The 22397-nt window shown below is 33.3% G+C and carries 21 protein-coding genes and 1 pseudogene; 5 read left to right on the top strand and 17 right to left on the bottom strand.

Annotated elements, in window-relative coordinates:
• Window positions 1–65: 65 nt before the first annotated feature.
• Window positions 66–908 (top strand): annotated as a pseudogene (locus ACNQGG_RS15310) (DNA/RNA non-specific endonuclease).
• A 167-nt stretch (window positions 909–1075) separates the two neighbouring features.
• Here the strand turns inward: ACNQGG_RS15310 and rodA are convergent.
• The 6 genes from rodA to purH all read right to left on the bottom strand — a co-directional run bounded on the left by rodA (window position 1076) and on the right by purH (window position 8307).
• A complete protein-coding gene (rodA, locus tag ACNQGG_RS15305; RefSeq protein WP_417965398.1) occupies window positions 1076–2311 on the bottom strand; it encodes a rod shape-determining protein RodA in 1236 nt (411 codons plus the stop codon).
• Between the two features lie 17 nt (window positions 2312–2328).
• On the bottom strand, window positions 2329–4275 hold the full coding sequence (gene mrdA / locus ACNQGG_RS15300) for a penicillin-binding protein 2 (protein ID WP_417965396.1): 1947 nt from the start codon (window positions 4273–4275) through the stop codon (window positions 2329–2331).
• Window positions 4272–4778, bottom strand: a complete 507-nt coding sequence (locus tag ACNQGG_RS15295) for a rod shape-determining protein MreD (protein ID WP_417965394.1) — start codon at window positions 4776–4778, stop codon at window positions 4272–4274. The genes mrdA and ACNQGG_RS15295 overlap by 4 nt, the downstream gene beginning before the upstream one ends.
• Window positions 4771–5595 carry a rod shape-determining protein MreC gene (mreC, locus tag ACNQGG_RS15290; RefSeq protein WP_417965392.1) on the bottom strand — a complete coding sequence of 275 codons (825 nt, stop codon included), beginning with the start codon at window positions 5593–5595 and terminating at the stop codon, window positions 4771–4773. Before mreC ends, ACNQGG_RS15295 begins: the two co-directional genes overlap by 8 nt.
• Window positions 5596–5698: 103 nt before the next feature.
• The gene (locus tag ACNQGG_RS15285) at window positions 5699–6727 is read right to left on the bottom strand and encodes a rod shape-determining protein (RefSeq protein ID WP_417965390.1); all 1029 of its coding nucleotides are present in this window, start codon (window positions 6725–6727) and stop codon (window positions 5699–5701) included.
• A 53-nt stretch (window positions 6728–6780) separates the two neighbouring features.
• A complete protein-coding gene (gene purH, locus ACNQGG_RS15280) occupies window positions 6781–8307 on the bottom strand; it encodes a bifunctional phosphoribosylaminoimidazolecarboxamide formyltransferase/IMP cyclohydrolase (protein ID WP_417965388.1) in 1527 nt (508 codons plus the stop codon).
• A gap of 165 nt (window positions 8308–8472) precedes the next feature.
• Here purH and ACNQGG_RS15275 point away from each other — a divergent pair, with 165 nt between their 5' ends.
• Window positions 8473–9723 (top strand): ABC transporter permease, encoded by a 1251-nt coding sequence (locus tag ACNQGG_RS15275; protein ID WP_417965386.1) that lies wholly within the window; start codon window positions 8473–8475, stop codon window positions 9721–9723.
• Between the two features lie 134 nt (window positions 9724–9857).
• On the opposite strand, the gene accD is transcribed toward ACNQGG_RS15275, so the two are convergent.
• From accD to tamL, 3 genes are all read right to left on the bottom strand, one after another.
• A complete protein-coding gene (gene accD / locus ACNQGG_RS15270) occupies window positions 9858–10712 on the bottom strand; it encodes an acetyl-CoA carboxylase, carboxyltransferase subunit beta (RefSeq protein WP_417965384.1) in 855 nt (284 codons plus the stop codon).
• 103 nt (window positions 10713–10815) lie between these two features.
• The gene (fbaA, locus tag ACNQGG_RS15265) at window positions 10816–11883 is read right to left on the bottom strand and encodes a class II fructose-bisphosphate aldolase (protein ID WP_417965382.1); all 1068 of its coding nucleotides are present in this window, start codon (window positions 11881–11883) and stop codon (window positions 10816–10818) included.
• Window positions 11884–11942: 59 nt separating this feature from the next.
• Window positions 11943–14507: a translocation and assembly module lipoprotein TamL gene (tamL, locus tag ACNQGG_RS15260; protein WP_417965380.1), complete on the bottom strand. Its 2565-nt coding sequence runs from the start codon at window positions 14505–14507 to the stop codon at window positions 11943–11945.
• A gap of 37 nt (window positions 14508–14544) precedes the next feature.
• On the opposite strand from tamL, the gene ACNQGG_RS15255 reads away from it, so the two are divergent.
• Window positions 14545–15276 carry a TrmH family RNA methyltransferase gene (locus ACNQGG_RS15255; protein ID WP_417965378.1) on the top strand — a complete coding sequence of 244 codons (732 nt, stop codon included), beginning with the start codon at window positions 14545–14547 and terminating at the stop codon, window positions 15274–15276.
• 19 nt (window positions 15277–15295) lie between these two features.
• Here the strand turns inward: ACNQGG_RS15255 and porT are convergent, their stop codons facing one another.
• Both porT and ubiE read right to left on the bottom strand, forming a co-directional pair.
• Window positions 15296–16000 carry a type IX secretion/gliding motility protein PorT/SprT gene (gene porT / locus ACNQGG_RS15250; RefSeq protein WP_417965376.1) on the bottom strand — a complete coding sequence of 235 codons (705 nt, stop codon included), beginning with the start codon at window positions 15998–16000 and terminating at the stop codon, window positions 15296–15298.
• Window position 16001: 1 nt separating this feature from the next.
• Window positions 16002–16733, bottom strand: a complete 732-nt coding sequence (gene ubiE, locus ACNQGG_RS15245) for a bifunctional demethylmenaquinone methyltransferase/2-methoxy-6-polyprenyl-1,4-benzoquinol methylase UbiE (RefSeq protein ID WP_417965374.1) — start codon at window positions 16731–16733, stop codon at window positions 16002–16004.
• Window positions 16734–16951: 218 nt separating this feature from the next.
• Between ubiE and ACNQGG_RS15240 the strand changes: the two genes are divergently transcribed.
• On the top strand, window positions 16952–17269 hold the full coding sequence (locus tag ACNQGG_RS15240) for a hypothetical protein (protein WP_417965372.1): 318 nt from the start codon (window positions 16952–16954) through the stop codon (window positions 17267–17269).
• A 52-nt stretch (window positions 17270–17321) separates the two neighbouring features.
• Here ACNQGG_RS15240 and ACNQGG_RS15235 read toward each other — a convergent pair whose 3' ends face one another.
• Complete coding sequence (locus ACNQGG_RS15235; RefSeq protein ID WP_417965370.1) at window positions 17322–17804, bottom strand: dihydrofolate reductase; 483 nt, start codon at window positions 17802–17804, stop codon at window positions 17322–17324.
• 14 nt (window positions 17805–17818) lie between these two features.
• A complete protein-coding gene (locus ACNQGG_RS15230; RefSeq protein ID WP_417965368.1) occupies window positions 17819–18151 on the bottom strand; it encodes a 2TM domain-containing protein in 333 nt (110 codons plus the stop codon).
• A gap of 236 nt (window positions 18152–18387) precedes the next feature.
• Between ACNQGG_RS15230 and ACNQGG_RS15225 the strand changes: the two genes are divergently transcribed.
• Entirely contained in the window at window positions 18388–18684 is a 297-nt protein-coding gene (locus ACNQGG_RS15225; RefSeq protein ID WP_417965366.1) for an isoamylase early set domain-containing protein, read from the top strand.
• Between the two features lie 62 nt (window positions 18685–18746).
• Here ACNQGG_RS15225 and ACNQGG_RS15220 read toward each other — a convergent pair whose 3' ends face one another.
• The 4 genes from ACNQGG_RS15220 to ACNQGG_RS15205 all read right to left on the bottom strand — a co-directional run bounded on the left by ACNQGG_RS15220 (window position 18747) and on the right by ACNQGG_RS15205 (window position 22172).
• Window positions 18747–19571: a thymidylate synthase gene (locus ACNQGG_RS15220; RefSeq protein ID WP_417965364.1), complete on the bottom strand. Its 825-nt coding sequence runs from the start codon at window positions 19569–19571 to the stop codon at window positions 18747–18749.
• 56 nt (window positions 19572–19627) lie between these two features.
• Window positions 19628–20257 carry a bifunctional nuclease domain-containing protein gene (locus tag ACNQGG_RS15215; protein WP_417965362.1) on the bottom strand — a complete coding sequence of 210 codons (630 nt, stop codon included), beginning with the start codon at window positions 20255–20257 and terminating at the stop codon, window positions 19628–19630.
• A gap of 138 nt (window positions 20258–20395) precedes the next feature.
• Window positions 20396–21364: an electron transfer flavoprotein subunit alpha/FixB family protein gene (locus ACNQGG_RS15210; protein WP_417965360.1), complete on the bottom strand. Its 969-nt coding sequence runs from the start codon at window positions 21362–21364 to the stop codon at window positions 20396–20398.
• Between the two features lie 61 nt (window positions 21365–21425).
• Window positions 21426–22172 carry an electron transfer flavoprotein subunit beta/FixA family protein gene (locus ACNQGG_RS15205; protein WP_417965358.1) on the bottom strand — a complete coding sequence of 249 codons (747 nt, stop codon included), beginning with the start codon at window positions 22170–22172 and terminating at the stop codon, window positions 21426–21428.
• Window positions 22173–22397 lie beyond the last annotated feature (225 nt).

Genomic DNA, 22397 nt, shown 5'->3' with positions numbered 1-22397 from the left:
AGAATTCTGGAGCGTCTTTTTTTATGTGTTTTTGACGTTAAGAATAATCTTAAAATTAATTAAAAATAAAAAATGGTCAGTTGTTGAATTCAGGTGTTATCCTGTTTGCTTTATTATTTTTTTCTTCTTGTAAAAAAGATATCAATTCTGTGTGTGAAAAGCATAATCAATATAGTTTAGATAGGAATCAAAGCCATTCTGACGATGGAAATAGCTATTCTGAAGACTTATCGTTATTTAGTTTTTGCCATCCTCCACGACAAATCAAATCGTGAAACACGAATTTTATACTTTGTCGTATGATGAAAAATATGAACAGGCCGAATGTGTCGCATACGAACTGAACGAAAGTTACCTGAAGAACAGTGATTTTAAGCGTCCATTTTTATTGAAGATCCAAAAGTAGAAACGGGTTCTGCTGATTGGAGAAATTATAAAAATTCAGGTTATGATAAGGGACATCTTTGTCCTGCTGGCGATATGGAGTTTGCTTTTAACGCCTATAGTGATACTTTTTTTACTTCTAATATTTCTCCTCAATTGCATGATTTTAATGGTGGAGTTTGGAGCAGATTAGAACAAAAAGTTCGTTATTGGGCAATTAAATACTATGGGATTTATGTAGTTACTGGTGGTGTTTTAGAATGCTCACTGAAGACAATTGGAAAAGAAAACGTTTCTGTACCAGCGTATTTTTATAAAGTTCTTCTGGATAATTCTGAAGGGAAGTTTAAAATGATTGCTTTTTTGGTCCCTAATACAGAAAGTAATGTCCCATTATATAATTTGTAGTTTCAGTCGATCGCATCGAAAAATTGACGGGAATAGTTTTCTTTTCGCAATTGGAAGATAGAACAGAAAACCAATTGGAAAAGAATAGTAATTATAAAAGCTGGAGTTTTAATTAGCCCTGATAGCAATGGAAAGCTTTTGAAGGCGCGTTTATTAGTTTTTTTATTTTGTCAAAGCGACCAGCGGAAGCTCTTGACAAAATAATTAAAAAACTTTAACGAGCCGAAAAACTTGAAATGAATAGCAGGATAAAGCTTCTAATGCTTAAATAAATTTGCTTTATTTACCACTCGTTTACTTTATTGGCGTCCATTTTTATAAATATAAAAAGTAAAATTGTAAAGCCCCAGAGACCCGATCCACCATAAGAGAAGAAAGGCAGTGGCACTCCAATCGTAGGGAATATACCTGCAACCATTGCAATATTTACAAAGAAGTGAGTGAATAAAATTCCTGCAACACAATAGCCATATACTCTACTAAATTTTGTTTTTTGTCTTTCGGCCAGGTATATTAATCTTAAAAATAAGCCCACAAAAAGACCGAGAACCACTAATGAACCTAGAAATCCCCATTCTTCACCTACTGTTGTAAAGATATAATCGGTGTGTTGTTCCGGAACGAAACCTCCTTTGGTTTGTGTGCCTTCAAGGAATCCTTTTCCAAACCATCCGCCTGATCCAATTGCTATTTCCGATTGGTTTGTATTATAACCAATTCCTTTCATGTCTACCGATTTTCCTAATAAAATATTAAAACGGTCCCTGTGATGTTGTTTAAAAACATTTTCAAATACGTAATTCACTGATAGAACGAATCCAGACATTAAAACGAATAAAATTCCACTTAAAAGCATGTTTCTATCCGATAATCTTGATTTAAAATGAACAATAACGAGTACAATCAGTGCGATTAAAATCACGTATTGTGGCTGTAGTATTAACGTTAAAACAAATAAAAGAATGGTTATGAAACCTGTCCAGACATACCATGACGGAAGACCTTCGCGGTATAAAACGACGATGAATATACTGTAAATTAAAGCACTTCCAGGGTCAGGCTGGGGTAATATGAGCATGACCGGTAAAAACACAATTACCAGGGCCTGTATTTGACGATTAACATCCTTTAAATTAATTTGTGTGTCACTTAAATATTTGGCTAAGGCCAATGCTGTAGCGGCTTTAGCAAATTCAGAGGGTTGGATTGTGAAACTCCCGAAACCGTACCAACAACGCTGTCCGGCGATTGTTTTTCCGAATACAAATAATCCCGCCAATGATAATAAGGATATACCAAAAATGATGGTCGCATATTTTTCGTAAAATTTGCCATCTACAGAAAGTATGATGAATATTAATGGAATGGTTAATACAATGAATATAAGCTGTTTTTCATACGTATCTTCCATTGAAGATAATGAGGAAGAGTAAATGTTCAACCAACCCATTATTACTAATAAACAATAGATAATGATGCATATCCAATCAAGATTGTTCGTTACGCTTTGGTTTTTCATTTGAAATATTATAGTGATTAGTTTTCTTTAGTTGTATCTATTATAACAGGAGCAAGAACAGGGACAACAACATTTTTACTTTTCAAAATAGAATCACTTTTTCTCAATTGTAATTTTACAATTTCAGAAAGACCACCTAATTTAGCGTATTGCGCTTGTAAACTGGTATTCAATATTCGGGTTTCTAAATCCGTTCTTGTGATTTTTTTTCTAAGATATTTCTCAATCATTAAACTGGCAATTGGACCAGCAATGGTTGATCCAAAACCACCATTTTCTACCAAAATTGCTATTGCTATTTTTGGGTTATCCTTTGGTGCGAATGCGACAAAGATGGAATGGTCTTTTAGTTGTTCTCTTTTTCCATTTATTTTTGCGAAATTTTCGGCTGTTCCTGTTTTTCCACAAATATCAATACCTTCAACTCTTAAACCTGCAGCTGTTCCTAAATTATACACATCAAATAAACCGCTAATCATTGGTTTGTAATATCTTTTGTCTATTGTGGTGACATGCTTGGTGGTGAATTTTTTATCAATTTTATGTCCTTCAATTTTTTTAATGATGTGAGGTGTGTAGTAATAACCTTCATTGGCTACAGCTGACATCATATTAGCCAGCTGAATAGGTGTCATCAATACTTCCCCTTGTCCTATTGCATTTGATATAATTGTTTTTCCACTCCAACCCCAATCAGGATACATTTTTTTATAGGTTTTTGAAGTAGGTACTTTTCCTTTTTTTCCTGTTGGTAAATCATAACCCATAAATTGTCCGAGTCCAAAACTTTTTATATGATTACTCCATACATCCACGGCATAAGGTGAACTTTTATATTTTCCAATGGTACGTAAATAAACATTCGAAAAATAAGCATTACAAGATTTATAAATCCCAACATGAAGATCTCTTGGCCCACCTCCACAGTGACATCGTTGAAATCGACCAGGGGCATAAGCAAAACCGTGGTTACACATAAAAGTGGTCTTTTCGTTTACTATGCCTTCCTGAAGCGCAACAAGCCCAGTCAGGATTTTAAATGGAGATCCCGGAGGATATTCGGCTAATAATCCCCTGTCATAAAGCGGTTTTGCAATAGAATCATGATACAATAACGTATAGTTTTTAGAACGCTGTCTGCCTACAAGTATTCCTGGGTCATAAGACGGAGCGGTAACAAGAGCTAGTATTTCGCCGGTTTTTGGTTCAATAGCAACTATTCCTCCTCTTTTGTTGATCATTAATTCTTCACCATACTTTTGAAGTTCGGCATCTATAGTAAGGTTTATGTCTTCTCCCTGAACCGCAATGGTATCGTATCTTCCTTCTTTGTAGGATCCAATTTCTCTGTTGTATTTGTCTTTTTGGAAATATTTTACTCCTTTTATTCCTCGTAAAATATCTTCATAACTTTCTTCAACTCCCTGTCTTCCAATTAAATCTCCGCTGTTGTAATAGGGGTTTTTTGCAACTAATTTTTCGTTGACTTGAGTGATAAATCCAAAAACATTGGCGCCAAAATCTACTTCGTAATCACGTAACGAACGTTTTTGAAAGTAGAATCCTTCGTATTTTCGAATTTTTTCCTGAAAAGCAGCAAATTCACTTTTGTTTAATTGAGGTAAAAAAACCGATGGTAACCTGGGACTATATACTTTGGCTTTTGCCATTCTTTTTATAAAATCCTCTTTTGTAATGTCTAATAGCAGACAAAATTCTGAAGTGTCAATGTCTTTTACGTCTCTTGGAATAACCATGATATCATAGGAAGCTTGATTGGCTACTAATAATTTGCCATTTCGATCGTAAATATAACCTCTTTCAGGGTAGTCATATTTTATTTTAATAGCATTATTGTCTGATTTCAGTTTGAATGAATCATCTATAATTTGTAAATAGAATATTCGTATTACTAGCAATGATGCTGCAACAATGATTAAAGAAGGCAGCAATAATTTTCTCATCTTTTGTTTGGCTTAATAAGATATATTATTATAATGCAAATTAGGATTGTAAATACCGTACTCAATAATGTTCGCAGTAAAACGTCCAATATAAAACTAAATTGAAATGCTTCTAGTATAAATAATACTAAGTGATGAATTACAACAGACATTAATATAAAAGAGAATCGCTCCGGAGTTAAAACATCATTTAATCGTACCGTTTGATATTCATAGCTTAATCCAAATGAAAATTTAAAGATATAAGGCCTGAAGTATGCTAAAAGGATACATGCTGTGGTATGGATTCCTCCCGAATTACTGAACATATCCATAATAAGTCCTAGCAAGAAACTTGCGATTAACAATCCTGATTTATTACCGTTTACAGGATATAATATTATAAAAAGGACGTATGGGAATGGACTTATATAGCCCAGAAAATTCATATTATTGAAAATAATAATTTGAACTGCCAATAACAGAACAAAACGAAAAATATTGACTAACAAGGTGCTATTCATCTTTTTTTCCTTTTTCTAAATTAATAAGCTCGTCACGATTTTTACTTTTTATGATGTAAACGTGGCCTAAATTAGTCATGTCATTAAAAAGTTTTATATCTAATGTATAGTAGTTGGTTTGATTGTCAATATAAATTTTAGAAATAGTTCCAATGTTGATATTCTCAGGAAATATAACGGATTGGCCCCCGGTTACGATAGTGTCACCTTTTCTGATAGCTGCCAATCTTGGTACATCAATCAATTGAACAAAGCCAGTGCTTTTCCCATTCCAAACTAATGAGCCAAAATGATTAGATTTTTTAATCTTTGCGTTAATTTGAGATTTTTTATTTAAAATACTAACCACAGTTGCATAATGTGGAGAAGTATTGTCAACAATTCCAACAATGCCCAAGCTATTTATCACCCCCATATCTGGTTTGACTCCTTGCAATTCACCTGAATTCAATGTTAAATAGTTTTCATAAACATTGTATGAATTATGAATAACCTTTGAAACGATAATGTCTTCCGCTTTTACGCCTTTTAAACTATCTAATTTTTGTACCGCAGCTGTGTCTTTACGACTAAAGAGAAGACTTTTTAATTCGGCATTTTCTTGTGCTAGCGCATCATTTTGGGTTTTTAAATTCAAATACTCATTTATAGAATTAACTTTTTCATAAACGCCACCACTTAAAAAGTTAGCAGAACTTATTATTTTGCTTCTGTGAAAAGAATGAGATTGAATGGTGAGCACGAGTGAAATGCCCAAAAGCAGCAAAAACAGTAACCTATTACTGTTTTTAAATATAAAATTAAATATTTGCTGCATGTACTATTGGTTATTTTGTTTCAGGTTTTATCTTAAATTTCTACTTGTAAAGCTAAACCGAAGTTTTTACTATATAGAATTATTTAAATTGTTCTTTAAAACCTTATTTTATCAAGATGCTTTTAAATTTTGTAAGGTTTTTTAGCGCCATTCCAGTTCCTCGAACTACAGCTCTTAATGGATCTTCGGCAATATAAACGGGTAAATCTGTTTTTTGAGAAATTCTTTTATCAAGACCTCTTAACATGGAACCACCACCTGCAAGATATATACCGGTATTGTAAATATCAGCTGCTAATTCTGGAGGTGTTTGAGATAAAGTTTCCATTACGGCATCTTCAATTCGTTGAATCGATTTGTCTAATGCTTTTGCAATTTCACGGTACGAAACTTCTACTTGTTTTGGTTTACCGGTAAGTAAATCTCTTCCTTGAACTGACATGTCTTCTGGAGGAGTTTCTAAGTCTTCAATTGCGGCTCCAATTTGGATTTTTATTTTCTCTGCAGTACTTTCTCCAACAAAAAGATTGTGTTGGGTACGCATGTAATATACGATATCATTTGTAAATACATCACCGGCAATTTTTACTGATTTGTCACATACAATTCCGCCTAACGCAATTACGGCAATTTCAGTTGTTCCACCACCGATATCAACAATCATGTTTCCTTTTGGTTGCATAATGTCAATTCCAATACCAATAGCTGCAGCCATTGGTTCGTGAATCAAATAAACTTCTTTCCCGTTAACTCTTTCACAAGATTCTTTAACCGCTCTCATTTCCACTTCGGTAATCCCAGAAGGAATACAAACCACCATTCTTAATGCGGGAGTAAACATTCTTTTCTTTAATGCCGGTATGCTTTTTATAAACATACTGATCATTTTTTCGGAAGCATCAAAATCAGCAATTACACCATCTTTCAACGGTCTTATCGTCTTAATGTTTTCATGTGTTTTACCCTGCATCATGTTGGCTTCTTTACCAACAGCAATGATTTTGCCGGAAACTCTATCACGAGCAACTATTGAGGGGCTGTCAATTACGACTTTATCATTATGTATGATTAAAGTATTAGCGGTACCAAGGTCTATCGCGATATCCTCGGTCATGAAATCAAAAAATCCCATAAGTTTTTTAAGGGTTAAAAGTTATAAATTTGTGACGGGCAAAGTTAAACAAATTAATGTTTAAAATGACGAGTTCCTGTAAATACCATTGCAACTTTATTTTCATTACAATAATTGATACTCAATTCGTCTTTTATCGATCCTCCTGGCTGGATTACAGCTGTTATTCCTGCTTTTTTGGCTATTTCCACGCAATCTGGGAAAGGGAAAAAAGCATCACTTGCCATAGAGGCTCCCTGTAAATCAAATCCAAAAGTTTTTGCTTTTTCAATCGCTTGTAATAAGGCGTCGACTCTTGATGTTTGCCCTGTACCTGACGCAATAAGTGTACCGTTTTTTGCAAAAACAATCGTATTTGATTTTGTGTTTTTACAAATTTTTGAAGCAAATATTAAATCTTGAATTTCTTGTTCAGTTGGTGCTGTAGTGGTAACGGTTATTAAGTCTTCTTTATTGTCGGTTATGCTGTTTCTTTCTTGAACTAAGATTCCGTTTAAGCAAGTTCTTACTTGTTTTTGTGGTAAAGCCACTTCATTTTGAACTAGAATAATTCTATTTTTTTTCTCTTGTAAAATAGCACTAGCTTCAGTATCGTATTCTGGAGCAATAACTACTTCACAAAATAATTTATTTATCTCAATTGCAGTTGCCACATCAATTTTAGTATTGGAAATCAAAACACCTCCAAAGGCTGAAGTCGGGTCACAAGCCAAGGCAACATTATAAGCCTCACTAATTGTTTTTCTTGTTGCTAAACCACAAGCATTATTGTGTTTTAATATGGCAAAAGTAGGGCCGTCATTTTTGAACTCATTAATCAAATTCACAGCAGCGTCTACGTCTAATAAGTTGTTGTAAGACAATTCTTTTCCGTGAATTTTTTTGAACATGGCATCAAAATCACCAAAGAAAAATCCTTTTTGATGTGGATTTTCTCCATATCTCAAGACTTGACCGTGAGCAATACTTTGTTTATAAACGGTTTCATCAGTATTGAAATAATTGAAAATTGCAGTATCATAATGAGAAGAAACATGAAATGCTTTTGTAGCCAATAATTTTCTGTTGGCAAGAGTAGTAGCTCCGTTTTGATCTGTAATCAAGTCTAAAAGTAAGCTGTATTCCTCTACCGAAGCTACGATTACAGTGTCTTTAAAGTTTTTTGCGGCAGCACGAATTAAAGAAATACCACCAATATCTATTTTTTCAATAATATCTGATTCACTTGCTCCTGAAGCAACTGTTTTTTCAAATGGATATAAATCAACTATCACTAAATCAATTTGCGGAATATTGAACTCTTGCATTTGTTGTACATCACTTTCATTGTCCTGACGGTTTAGGATTCCTCCAAAAACTTTTGGGTGCAATGTTTTTACTCTTCCGCCAAGAATAGAAGGATAAGAAGTTACGTCTTCCACAGGAACTACAGGAATTCCTAGATTTTTTATAAAATCTTCGGTTCCTCCGGTAGAGTAAAGTATAACATTTTGTTCATGCAGTTTTCTTACAATTGGTTCAAGACCATCTTTTGAGAATACCGAAATTAATGCAGATTGAATAGTTTTTGTTGTGTTCATTGTGTAGTTATAATTATAAAGTGCAAAAATAGTTTTTTTTTGATTATAAAATTCAATGAATTTGTGTAACATTATCTTAAAAAAATATACCAATTGGTAGGTGGATTTTTATTAGGTTTATGAAAAATATAATGTAGAATTTTACCTTAACGTAATAAAGATTTTATGATAGTCTATCTTCGGTTATTAAAAGAGAGTTTTGGTTTTGCAATGAATGCTTTGCGAAACAATAAATTGAGGACTTTGCTTTCTTTATTAGGGGTTACTATTGGTATTTTTTCAATAATAGCTGTGCTTGCTGCCGTAGATTCTTTAGACAGGAAAATTACCAAAGATTTAAGCAGTCTTGATAAAAACACTATTTATTTAATGAAATTTTCTTTTGGACCGTCAGATATTCCACAATGGAAAAGAGAACAATTTCCTAATGTAAAGTACGACGAATATAGCTACATGAAAGGGGTTATGACAAATACTGCCCAAATGGGGTATCAAATATTTACCAAAAGAGAATCTATAAAATACGATTCAAAAACAGTTAGTGATGTTAATATTGTCCCGGTTTCCCACGAATTTATTGATATTCAGGGATTAGAATTTGAAGAAGGGAGATTTTATAATGAATCTGAAGCTAATTCTGGATCTACCGTAATTGTTTTAGGGGATGAAATCGCCAAATCCTTGTTTGATAATATTGATCCTATAGGTAAAAATGTGCGATTGTATGGCAAAAGATTTACCGTCATCGGTGTTTTGAAAAAACAAGGAGCAGGATTATTTGGTGATAGTAATGACACTTCCGCTTTTATTCCTGTTAATTTTGTTCGTCAATTGTATGGCGATAATAACACTTCTTTGACAAACGTAATCATCTTTAAGCCGGAAAGAGGTGTAGATATGGATGCTTACAAAGGTGAAATTTCTCAAAAATTGAGGAGTTTTAGAGGTTTAAAAGCAGGGGAAATTGATGATTTTTTTATTAATGTGTTGTCAGGTTTTACTGATTTTATTGATGGTATTATTGGTCAAATGAATGTGGTTGGATGGGTTATCAGTGGATTTTCGTTACTTGTAGGAGGGTTTGGGATTGCTAATATTATGTTTGTTTCGGTAAAAGAGCGCACGAATTTAATTGGAATTCAGAAATCGTTAGGTGCCAAAAATAAATTTATATTATTTCAGTTTTTATTTGAAGCAATAATACTTTCCGTAATTGGCGGGGTAATTGGACTTTTATTAGTTTGGTTAATTTCAATGGTTTTAACAAAAGTATTAGAGTTTGAATTTGTGTTAGGTGTTGGGAATATTCTCTTAGGAACTGGCTTAGCAGCTTTAATTGGATTGATTTCAGGAATTCTTCCCGCCATTGCTGCTTCAAAACTAGATCCTGTCGAGGCTATTAGAACAGGAATGTAAACCGGAATACTTTCGAAAAAGAATCTGGATTTCAAACAAAAAGGCTTTCAAATATTTGAAAGCCTTTTTGTTTGAATCTTAAAATAATAAAATTTAAATCATAAACGAAAATCCCGATTGCTCGGGATTTTCGTTTATCTGATATTATTGTTTTGAATCAAATCGATGTACAAGTTAATCTTGTCTTTCAATTCTTTTCTTGGTGTTATAAAGTCTAAGAAACCATGCTCGAGAACAAATTCAGCAGTTTGAAAACCTTCGGGTAAATCTTTACCTGTGGTGTCGCGTACTACTCTTGGTCCTGCAAATCCAATTAATGCGCCTGGTTCAGAAATATTTATATCTCCCAGCATCGCGTAAGATGCCGTTGTTCCTCCAGTTGTTGGATCCGTACATAACGAAATGTAAGGTAATTTTGCTTCAGCAAGTTGAGCCAGTTTTACGGATGTTTTAGCTAGCTGCATCAAAGAATAAGCTGCTTCCATCATTCTTGCCCCACCTGATTTTGAAATCATCACAAAGGGCAATTTGTTTTGAATTGCGTGATCGATTCCTCTTGCGATTTTTTCTCCCACTACTGCTCCCATAGATCCACCAATAAAGGCAAAATCCATACAGCAAATTACTAATTCTTTTCCTTTGGATTTTCCAACTCCGGTGCGCACTGCATCCTTAAGTTTGGTTTTTTCCATAACATCTTTTAATCGGTCTGCATATTTTTTTGTGTCAATAAAATGCAAAGGATCTTTAGAGGTCATATTTTTATCTAATTCAACAAATTCATTGTTGTCAAATAAAATTTGGAAATATTCAGCACTTCCAATTCTAACATGAAAACCATCTTCAGGACTTACAAATAAGTTACGAGCTAGTTCATCGGCATCAATAATTTTTCCAGTTGGAGATTTGTACCAAAGCCCTTTTGGGATGTCCATCTTGTCTTCAGTAGCAGTAGTAATCCCTTTTTCTTTTCTTTTAAACCAAGCCATTTTTCTAGTGTTCAGTGTTCAGTAATCCGTTCCTGTAGTTTCTGGTTTAGATTTTAAATCCCGATGGTTACATCGGGATTTAAAAACTTTAAACTTAATTTTATTATAGTGTATTCACATTGTTTAAGTCAGCAAATGCTTGCTCAAGTCTTGTGTTGAAAGTAACTTCACTTTCACGTAACCATTTTCTTGGGTCGTAATATTTTTTGTTTGGAGCATCAGCACCTTCTGGATTTCCAATTTGAGTTTTCAAATAGTCAATATTTGTAACCATATAATCACGAATACCTTCCGTAAATGCAAATTGCAAGTCAGTATCAATATTCATTTTTATTACACCGTAGCTAATACCTTCTCTGATTTCTTCCAATGTAGAGCCTGAACCACCATGGAAAACGAAATCTACTGGATTAGATCCTGTGTTGAATTTGTTTTGTACGAAATCTTGAGAGTTTTTTAAAATTTTTGGAGTCAATTTTACATTTCCTGGTTTGTAAACACCGTGAACGTTACCAAAAGCCGCCGCAATTGTAAATCTAGGACTTACCTTTGAAAGTTCTTCGTATGCATAAGCAACTTCTTCGGGTTGCGTATATAATTTTGAGCTATCAACATCAGAGTTGTCAACACCATCTTCTTCACCACCTGTAATTCCAAGTTCGATTTCAAGTGTCATTCCCATTTTGCTCATTCTTTCTAAATAGCCTTTGCAAATTTCGATGTTTTCTTCGATAGGCTCTTCAGATAAATCAATCATGTGAGAAGAGAATAATGGTTTTCCAGTTTTAGCAAAATGTGCTTCTGAAGCATCTAATAAACCATCGATCCAAGGTAATAATTTTTTTGCACAATGGTCAGTATGTAAAATTACTGTTGCCCCGTAAGCTTCTGCCAAAGTGTGAATGTGTAATGCTCCTGCGATTCCACCAGCGATAGCTGCTTTTTCACCTGCATTCGAAAGTCCTTTTCCTGCATTAAACTGCGCTCCTCCATTAGAAAATTGAATGATAACTGGTGCGTTTAATTTAGCTGCAGTTTCAAGTACACCATTGATGGTATTTGATCCTGTAACATTTACAGCAGGTAATGCGAATCCTTTTTCTTTAGCATAGTTGAAAATTTCTTGAACCTGATCTCCCGTAGCTACGCCTGGTTTTATGTTGTGTGCCATTGTAATTCTTTTTAGTTGTTTTTTAGTTTTTAGTTTGCAAAAATAAGAATTAATTAGCATTAGAACGGATAATTTATTCCAAAATTTAAAACAGAGTGTCCAAAATTGTATTCGCGAAACCATCGTTTGTTAGTTTCATTGGCTGGATTGTAGGTTTTAAACCCTAAATCAAATCGAATTACAAAAAAGCTTAAATCGTATCGCAGCCCAAATCCGGAGCCTAAGGCTATGTCTTTTAAATCGCTTAGATTCTTAAATGTCGATTTTTCATCTGTCACATTATCAAGTACATTCCAGATGTTTCCGGCATCGGCAAAAAGAGCTCCTTTTAAACTCCCTAATACTTTAAATCTAAATTCGCCACTAATGGCAAGTTTCATATTTGCTTCGTTAAAATCATTTGAGGCACCACTGCTTCCAGGTCCTAAGCTATAGGGTTGCCATGCTCTGTTATCATTGGAACCGCCAGAAAAATAACTTCTTGAAAACGGGACGTTATCCGAATTGCCGAAAGGAACTGCTATTCCGAAAAAAGTTCTAACAGCAAATACTTTCTCTTTCGTTAAATCCCAGTGTTTGATATAGTCGAACTCTGTTTTTATATATTCTGAATATTCTAAATTGAATATTTCATAATTGTTATCTGCGTTTTTAGGTAGACTTGCTGTTTTCGAAATTAAGGATAATAAAGTTCCCGCAGATTCAATCTTTGTTCTAAAGAGATAAAAATTATTGTCCAGAACATCTGTTTTGGTAGTTTTGGAAAAACTATAACTTGTTGCCAGAATAAAATCATTTTCGGTCAGTCTAACTCTTCGTTCTTCAATGCTTTTTACGTTTTTATAATTTTCATCCGATGGTGTTAATGGAGTATTTCCGTTCAAAACATCATTAGTGAATCCTAATGTTCCATCTTCGATTATTAAATCTTTATCAATGATATTATTGAAATAGTCTGGATTTGTATTGTATGTTTTTCCAAGATCATTCAGTGCATTATAAGAAGATCTGTATACGTTGAAATAATTTTGTGGATTTAGATTGCGTACAAATTGTGCGTTGAAAAGATCAAAACGAGCGGTATTGTTTCTTTTTGGCGTCCAATTATAGGATAATGCTCCAGTGAAATTCTCTTTGTCCAAACCAATATTTCTTTGTTTTGCGAAACCTGCCGTAATTAGCGTGGAAGGAATCATGCTTTTAGGAATGATTTTTTCAGTTTCAAAAGGCATGAAAATTCTTGGGAAGGTAAGTTTTAAATCCAGTCCGTATTCTGAAACATTAAAAAAATTATTATTTGGATTTGCTAAATCTTTTGAAGATCCGATGTTTCCACGAGCAGCAATTTCTAATGTTTCGGCGCCGTTAAATATATTTCTGATAGTTTCTGAAGCGCTTAGTCCAATACCAATATCCTGTATGTTTGAATGTGTAACATCCAGTGTAGCCCCAAAACTATATTTTTTTCTGGGTGTTAGATATACTTTTGCAATCAATGACTGGGCTGTTGTATCTCTTTTGTCGACTTCGTATTGTATGGTTGGATAATTGAAAATTTTAAGATTATTCAGATATCGGGTTGTTAACACCGTTTTATAATCTGCAAATAATGTCCCTTTGTTGATAAAGATGGCATTTGTTATAGCGCGAGGTTTGTATTTAATTTTTTCACGGCCGTACAAATTGAAATTATTATAAGAAATACTGTCAGTTATTTTTTGGTTATTGCCATTTGGTAAATAATCAGTATAAATATTTACATCACTTATTTTATACAACTTGAAAGGTTCTGTTCTACTGGAGTCCTGTTGTTGATAAGAATAATTATTGATGATTAGATTTACATTTGCTTTATTTATTTTTTTAATGGTATCTAAATCAAAAGTGATATAGTTGGGTTGAAAATAATACGCACCATTGTTTCTAAAGTTGGTTGTAATTCTGTTTTTTTCATCCTCAAAATCGGCTGTTTTATATTGATTTCCTGACTTAATTAAAGTTTTAGACTTGTTTGTTTCGTACAATGAGTCTAATACTGGTGTTAAAATGGTTGTTCTTAATGAATCTAACAGATAAGGCTCCTGCGTAGTTATTGCATATTTAATTTTGGCTCTTTTAGTTTTTAAAGTATCGATTGTATAGGTGGCTTTAACATTAAAATAGCCATTGTTAAAGTAATAGTACTTTAGTCTTAATATTGATTTGTCTGTTTTAGTTTGGTCAATAATTACAGGCGCTTCGCCAGTTTTTTTTAGAAAATCATGAATTCCATGATATAAAAAAGATTTTCCAAGTCGATCCACTTGTTTTGCGGACAACCAGTTTGCTTGTCTTTTGTATTTTCCAGGATTATTTGTAAACTTAGCCTGGTAGGTGGAATCTGGATTCAGATTTGCCAAATTATATAAATTCAAACGCAAACGCAAGCCCAAAAATAAGGTGCTATTTGGTTTTTGATACAATTGATTAAAAATGATTTCTTCTTTGGTGTTCTTATTATTTACTAAAACTTCGTTTTTTGTAAGCAATAGTTTGCCTTCTGGAACTCTTTTTTCAGCGTTACATGCACATATTAATATTGCAATTAGAATAAATGCTGTTATTTTTGTGGAAATGTTTTTCAAGTGTTTCAAAATATTTAATTCAAAAGTACATTATTTTATGGTTAGTAAAAACCAAATAAAACTTATAACGAGTTTACAGCAAAAAAAATATAGATTGATCAATAAATTATTTTTTGCCGAAGGCGTGAAAGTAATTCAGGAGTTATTGCAGTCAAATTTTGAACTGGAGCATTTGTACACCACGCAAAATGATTTTGAAGAAGTTCCAAATGCAAAAAAGACGGGTATTGATGAAAATGAATTAAAAAAAATAAGCGCTCTTTCCTCGCCTAATTCTTGTTTGGCAGTTTTTAAAATGCCGGTTGAGAAAAAAATGATTGAATCCGGATTGATTCTCGCTCTTGATAGTATTCGAGATCCAGGGAATTTAGGGACTATATTGCGATTGTGTGACTGGTTTGGAATTCATCAATTACTTTGTTCTAAAGAAACGGTTGATATTTATAATCCAAAAGTAGTCCAGGCTACAATGGGTTCAATTGCAAGGGTAAATGTTACTTATATAGATTTGGATGCTTTTCTAGCACAAACCAAATTACCTGTTTTTGGGACTTTTATGGATGGAGAGAATATTTACAAAACCAGCTTGCCTCAGGAAGGAATCATCATCATGGGAAATGAAGCCAATGGGATTTCGTCAGCAATTGAAGAACGGATTGAAAATAGAATTACCATTCCTCGTTTTGGAGAAATTCAAAAGACGGAAAGTTTGAATGTGGCTACTGCAACGGCCATTATTCTTAGTGAATTTAGAAGAAATTCACAATAAAATTTAAGAATAATTGATTTTAATGAAACGTAAAATTGATAAAAACAGCTCTTGATTTTATTGACTCTATGTCGCCAGTCCAAGGACTATTGGGGTCTTTATCTCTAATAAGTTCGTCTTTAAGTCCAAAAACACCTCTTATAGAAGGGGAAAATATAAAATAAGGAGAAAAGAAATCGATCCCCAAACCCATTTCATAATTTGTTGTCCAAGGTTTAACTCTAAAACGTTGTGCTGAATTATCGTCTATTGATTTTGAATTGCTCGATAAGTTTAAAGTTGTAGACAATCCTCCTACAATATATGGACGAATATTCCCGGTTCTAAGTGATAAGAATTTTAATAGTAACGGGAAATGAATGTAAGTACTGTTTACTTCTCTCAGAGCATCAGTTTTTGATGTGAAACCAGGATAGAGCAAATCTCTTTTAGTGTAATATAAACCGGGTTCAAATCGTAAACTGATATATTCATGAAGTTTTAAATCACCGACAATTCCCACATTAAAGCCCGTTGTTTTCTTTGTTTGGATATCAGGACCAACGGTCTTATAGTCAATTTTAAAATCATAAGAATTGAAACCTAAAAAATATCCAAAATAGAGCTTTTTATTTTGAAAATTTTCCAAGTTAATGATAGGGTCCTTGCTAAACATGTTTTTATTAAACTGTGCGAATCCGTTGAGATTGATAGTTAATAAAACTAAAACAACTATTTTTTTCATCTTATTTTTTAGAAGCAGAATAAATTGTGGCTACACCAAAAGTTTGTGGCATCGCTATTACATCTATAAACCCAATTTTTCTCAAAATATTGTTCAATTTTTCACCGTATGGAAATGCAGCCGAAGATTCAGATAAATAACCATAAGCTACATTGTCTTTGGAGAATAATTTTCCTATGAGTGGCAGTATGTTTTTACTGTAAAAAGTATATCCTTGTTTATAAGGGGTTTTTTCAGGGACTGAGGTTTCTAAAATCACAAAAATACCATTTGGTTTCAAAACTCTTAAAATTTCTGACAAACCTTTTTCTAGTGTTTCAAAATTTCTAACTCCAAAAGCAACTGTAATAGCGTCAAAATAGTTGTCCTCAAACGGCATGTTTTCAGAGTCACCTAAAATCATTTCAATAGTGTCAGACATGTTCCTTGCGACAATTTTCTTCTTGCCTACTTCAAGCATACCTGCAGAAATATCTAATCCGATAATTTTTTCAGCATTGGTTTGTGCCATCAAAATAGCCAAGTCACCAGTTCCTGTTGCAATATCCAGAATTATTTTTGGATTGGATTTGGCAACAATTTTTAAAACATTTTTACGCCATTTGATGTCAATACCAAAAGAAATGACACGATTAAGGTTGTCATAATTTCCAGATATGGTATCAAACATTTTTGCAACTTGTTCTTTTTTTCCTAAAGTTGAATTTTTATAAGGTGTTATATTTTTTGACATTTTTTTAATTTCCACAAATATAAGACAAACTATACAAACTAAAAATCAGTTTCGGGATTAGCGGTAAACTTTCTTTTAGTTAGAAAAAAGGATTAATTTTTTTCTTTGGGATGATAATAAAATAATTACACTAAATCGTAAATATCACTAAAAGTGGGTATTGCAACAAATGTTTTTATTGTTCAATTTTACATTATAATATTTTAAAATATTTATCAATGATTAAAAGGGATTTAATGACCCAAATCAAATGGTTGTTTCTTGCGTTAACAATATCATTTGTTCTTGTGAGCAGTTTTGAAAGTGCTATTTTGCAAAATAGTAATGTATTTAAAGCGCAACACACGTTCTTAGGATTAAATTTGTTTTTGGAAATTTTGATTTTCTTTGTCTTTAGTACCTTCGTGGTATTTGGTATTAAAGGCTTTTTTGAAATGTACGCTCAAAAATTGTCAAATATTATTATCTCCATCTCTGGAGTGTTACTGGTATTTGTGATTTTTATTTTGAGTTATCAAATATTGTTTCAAGAATAGGTCATTCCCTTGTCATTGTTAAATAAAAAACATCCCATTTCGGGGTGTTTTTTTATTTTCGGGAAAAAGTTTGATACGTATAGTCGTAAAGGTGTTTTTCGTCTTTTTTATTAAATTCATATGCTGTAATTTCCCATTCTTTAAGATCGATTTCAGGAAAAAAAGCATCTGCTTTAAAATTATTATGAACCCTTGTGATTTCAATCTTATCAGTAAAAGGAAGTCCAAGAGTATAAATTTCCCCCCCTCCAATTATATAAGAGGTCTCGTTTTCTGGGCAAATTGCCAAGGCCTTTTCCATGCTATCTACCACAATACAGCCTTCTGGGCGGTATTCCTTCTGTCTGGATATCACGATATGAGTTCGATTGGGCAATGGTTTTGGGAAACTCTCAAAAGTTTTTCGCCCCATTATAATATGACGTCCGGAAGTAAGTGTTTTAAACCTTTTGAAATCATTTGGAAGATGCCAAACCAATTTATTATTTTCTCCAAGCGCATTGTTTTCGGCAATTGCCGCAATCATTATTATCATAATTCTCTTAATTTTTAGTTAGAGGATTCTTCGTTAATTTTTGTTTCTAATTGGTCAATCTTTTTTTTCTGAAGTGTAACCAGCCGATCTATTTGCTCTCTTTCCCAATTTTTATTCATAAAACGATCTGTAATATATATTTTTATAAAGTGCAAAATAAAAATAAAAAGCCATATTGTAATTCCCCAAATATACCAATCAGAATCTACGCCAATTCCAAAAAACTTATTGGATATAAATAGAGAGAAACTCCCTAAAAGGAGTAAAACAAAATGAAAATACAGTCTTTTTTTTTGCTTAATTCTTCTTCTAGCATACTCATATTGTTCGTGTTGATGTTTTTCCATAGATTAAATTTTGGTTATAAAGATAAATTTTATTTTGCAAAGGCACTATTTTGATTGGTTATTATTTAGTAAGAAAACGTTTTCTTATTTAGGATAAGAAAATTAAAGCTCAGATAATTAGGAATTTATTTAAAAATTAACATTGTTTATGTCATTCTGTTAAAACTTCATGTGCTTTGTCGAAAGTTCATTTGAATTTATTTTCTTTGTCTCATAATTCTAAAAATGAAATAGTTATGTCAATTAAGAAACAATTTGTAAAAACAAAACCAGTTTGTAAAGTTACATTTTCAGTAGAAGCGAAGCAAGCTACATCAGCAGCTGTGGTTGGTGATTTTAATAATTGGAATTTAGCCGAAGGTGCTTTAAGTAAATTGAAAAATGGAACTTTCAAAGCAACTTACGACGTAAACAAAGATGCGTCTTATGAGTTTAAATATGTAATAGATGGAGAGTTCGTTAATGAACCAGAAGCAGATTCATTTGTATGGAATGATTTCGCAGGTGCTGAGAATAGTGTTTTATCAGTTTAATAAAATATAAAAAATCCGCTTCACAGCGGATTTTTTTATTTTATCGGGTATCAGTTGTTGTTTTACACTGCAACACTTCCTTTTATGAGAGCGTGTGGTTCATAACCTTCAAGTGTGAAATCTTCAAAATCAAAATCGAAAATATTTTTAATCTCTGGATTTAAAATCATTTTTGGTAATGGTTTTGGTTCCCGTGTCAATTGTAATTCCAGCTGTTCAAAATGATTGTTATAAATATGGGCATCACCAAAGGTATGAATAAATTCACCTGCTTCTAATTTACAAACTTGCGCAATCATCATTGTTAACAATGCGTAGGAAGCAATGTTAAATGGAACGCCTAAGAAAATATCGGCACTTCGTTGGTATAATTGGCAGGATAATTTGCCGTCGGAAACATAAAACTGAAAAAAGGCATGGCATGGCGGTAGTGCAGCTTTGTTATTGGCTACATTTTCGTCAAAAGATTTTTTCGTATCTGGAAGTACAGAAGGATTCCAGGCTGAAACAAGCATTCTACGGCTGTTTGGGTTGGTTTTTAGTTCTGTAATAAGTTCACTGATTTGATCTATTTCTTCGCTATTCCAGTTCCGCCATTGATGGCCATAGACAGGACCCAAATCTCCGTTGGCATCCGCCCAGGCATCCCAAATTTTCACTCCATTTTCTTGAAGGTACTTGATATTTGTGTCACCTTTCAGGAACCAAAGCAATTCATAGATAATAGATTTTAGGTGTAATTTTTTAGTGGTAACCATTGGGAAACCTTCACTTAAATCAAAACGCATTTGATAACCAAACACACTTTTTGTCCCTGTTCCGGTTCGATCCCCTTTTTGACAACCGTTTTCCATTACGTGCTGCACTAAATCTAAATATTGCTTCATTCTGGGTTATGTTTGTAGTTTCTTTTTACAGTTCTCTAAAAGACTGGGAATGAATACTAAAGCTCTCTTTTTGAAATTTCGTCTCTAATCTTAGCTGCTTTTTCGTAATCTTCATGTGCTACAGCTTGATCCAGCAATTCGTTTAATTCCTGTAAACTGTGTTTCGAATAAGTATGTCCGGATTGATTCGTTTCTTCTTCATGACCAAAGGTGTCCGGATTAGACAGTACATCATCTATTTCCTGTGAATCTTTATTGGCTTCCAAAGGATTTGCTTTCAAATAAATTCCAGCTTTATCCAGGATGTTTTTATACGTATAAATTGGGGCGTTGAAACGCAATGCTAAAGCAATAGCATCGGATGTTCTGGCGTCTATTATTTCTTCAATTTTATCTCTTTCACAAATGATACTGGAATAAAAAACACCATCTACCAGTTTGTGAATAATAACTTGTTTTACAACGATATCAAAACGCTCAGCAAAATTTTTGAATAAATCATGTGTCAAAGGACGAGGTGGCTTGATCTCTTTCTCTAAAGCAATAGCAATAGATTGGGCTTCAAAAGCGCCTATGACAATAGGCAATTTTCGTTCACCGTCAACTTCATTCAAAATCAAAGCGTAGGCTCCGTTTTGGGTTTGACTGTACGAAATCCCTTTAATGGATAATTTAACTAAGCTCATAGTTGTTAAAATGGGAAAGTACGATGTACTTATTTTTTAATAAATTAGGTGCGATTTTTTATTCAAAAAAAATGCTGCCCAGAAGCAAAGATACAAATATCTTATTTTTTAGGCAGCAATTTGAAGAGATTTATTGAATTATGACTGTTGTGCTTTAAAAGCTTTAAATTTTTCGATTAATTTAGGAACAATTTCAAAAGCATCTCCTACAATTCCGTAATCCGCTACTTTGAAGAATGGAGCCTCGGGATCGCTATTGATGACTACTTTTACTTTAGAAGAATTGATTCCTGCAATGTGTTGAATGGCTCCCGAAATTCCGATTGCAATATACAAGTTTGTGGCAACGGGTTTTCCTGTTTGTCCTACGTGTTCCCCATGAGGTCTCCAACCTAAATCTGAAACTGGTTTTGAACAAGCAGTTGCAGCACCAAGTACCGCAGCTAATCCTTCAATCATTCCCCAGTTTTCAGGTCCTTTTAATCCACGTCCGCCAGAAACTACGATATCCGCATCGGCAATGGAAACTTTTCCAGATCCTTTTTCTACGGATTCTACTTTTACACCAAAATCATTGTCTCCAATTGTTGGATTGAAATCTTCTTGGGTTAATGTAGAAGCATTTTCAAAAACACCATACGAGTTTTTAGCAAGACCAAGTACTTTTACATCCGTAGCAATTTCGGTAATATTGAACGCTTTGTTTGAAAAAGCATTTCTTTTTACTTGAAAAGGAGCTGTACTTACAGGTAAACCTACCACATTCGACGCAAATCCAGCTTCCAGGGCTACTGCCACAAGTGAGGAAAGATAAATACTGTCTGTTGTGGAGGAAAGTAAAATTAATTTGGCACTTTCTTTTTGAGCGGCTTGTTTGATTACATCAGCGTAGGCTTTTGCTGTAAAACCGGATAATTTATCGTTGTTTACTTTTAATACTTTATCTACTCCGTATTTTGATAATTCCGAAACATCTCCAGCATTTACGGTTACGGCTGTAACTGTAGTTCCTAGTGATTCGGCTACTTTTTTTGCATAAGATGCTAATTCGAAAGCTACTTTCTTGAATTTTCCTTCTGCGTATTCTGCATATATTAATATTGACATAATGATTTTAGATTTTAGATTTTAGATCTCAGATTTTTAAAACTGAGCTAAAGACTGATTACTAGATTACTTTCGCTTCGTTGTGTAATAAATTGATTAATTCATCTAAATTGTCAGGTGAAATTAATTTCACTGCAGATTTAGGTGCTGGTTTTTCAAATTTCACCGCTTTAGTGTTTACTGAAGCTTCAACAGGTTCAAGGATAGTCAACACTTTGGTTCTTGCTGTCATAATTCCTCTCATGTTAGGAATACGCAAGTCTTTTTCTTCAACTAATCCTTTTTGCCCGCCAATGATTAAAGGTAGAGTAGTGCTTACTGTTTCTTTTCCACCGTCAATCTCACGAACTGCTTTTGCATTAGTCCCATCAACAGTAAGGCTAGTGCAAGAATTTAGGAAGTTATACCCTAAGATTCCGGCAATCATTCCAGGAACCATTCCGCCATTATAATCAAGGGATTCTTTTCCGGCTATGATAACGTCGTATGCCCCATTTTTAATTACTTCGGCAAGTTGTTTGGCAACAAAAAAACCGTCTGTAGGAGTAGCGTTTACACGAATAGCTTCGTTTGCGCCTATTGCTAATGCTTTTCTTAAAGTTGGTTCGGTTTCTGGCCCTCCAACATTGACAACCGTAACGGTTGCGCCTTGTTGTTCTTGAAACCAAATAGCACGTGTCAAACCAAATTCATCATTTGGATTAATTACGTATTGTACGCCGTTAGTGTCAAATTCAGAATCACCATTGACGAAGTTAATCTTTGAAGTAGTATCAGGAACGTGACTGATGCAAACTAATATTTTCATAAGTATTGATTTTATTATTCGAAATTTGTTGTACAAAATTAGAATAATAATTTGAATAATTTACTATGCACGCATAATATTTTTTAATACTATTACGTTTTCGTTATTTCGTAATAAAAAGTAATCTTTTTTTTAATTAGCGATTGATTGTTTATTAATTTGAATGAATTAATGAAAAAAATCCAACAAAAAGAAATCAAATTGTTGCTTTCGGCTTGCCGATTA

It is taken from the genome of Flavobacterium esculini, from assembly GCF_048284325.1.
Taxonomy (GTDB): domain Bacteria; phylum Bacteroidota; class Bacteroidia; order Flavobacteriales; family Flavobacteriaceae; genus Flavobacterium.
This window is presented reverse-complemented; position numbering and strand designations above follow the sequence as displayed.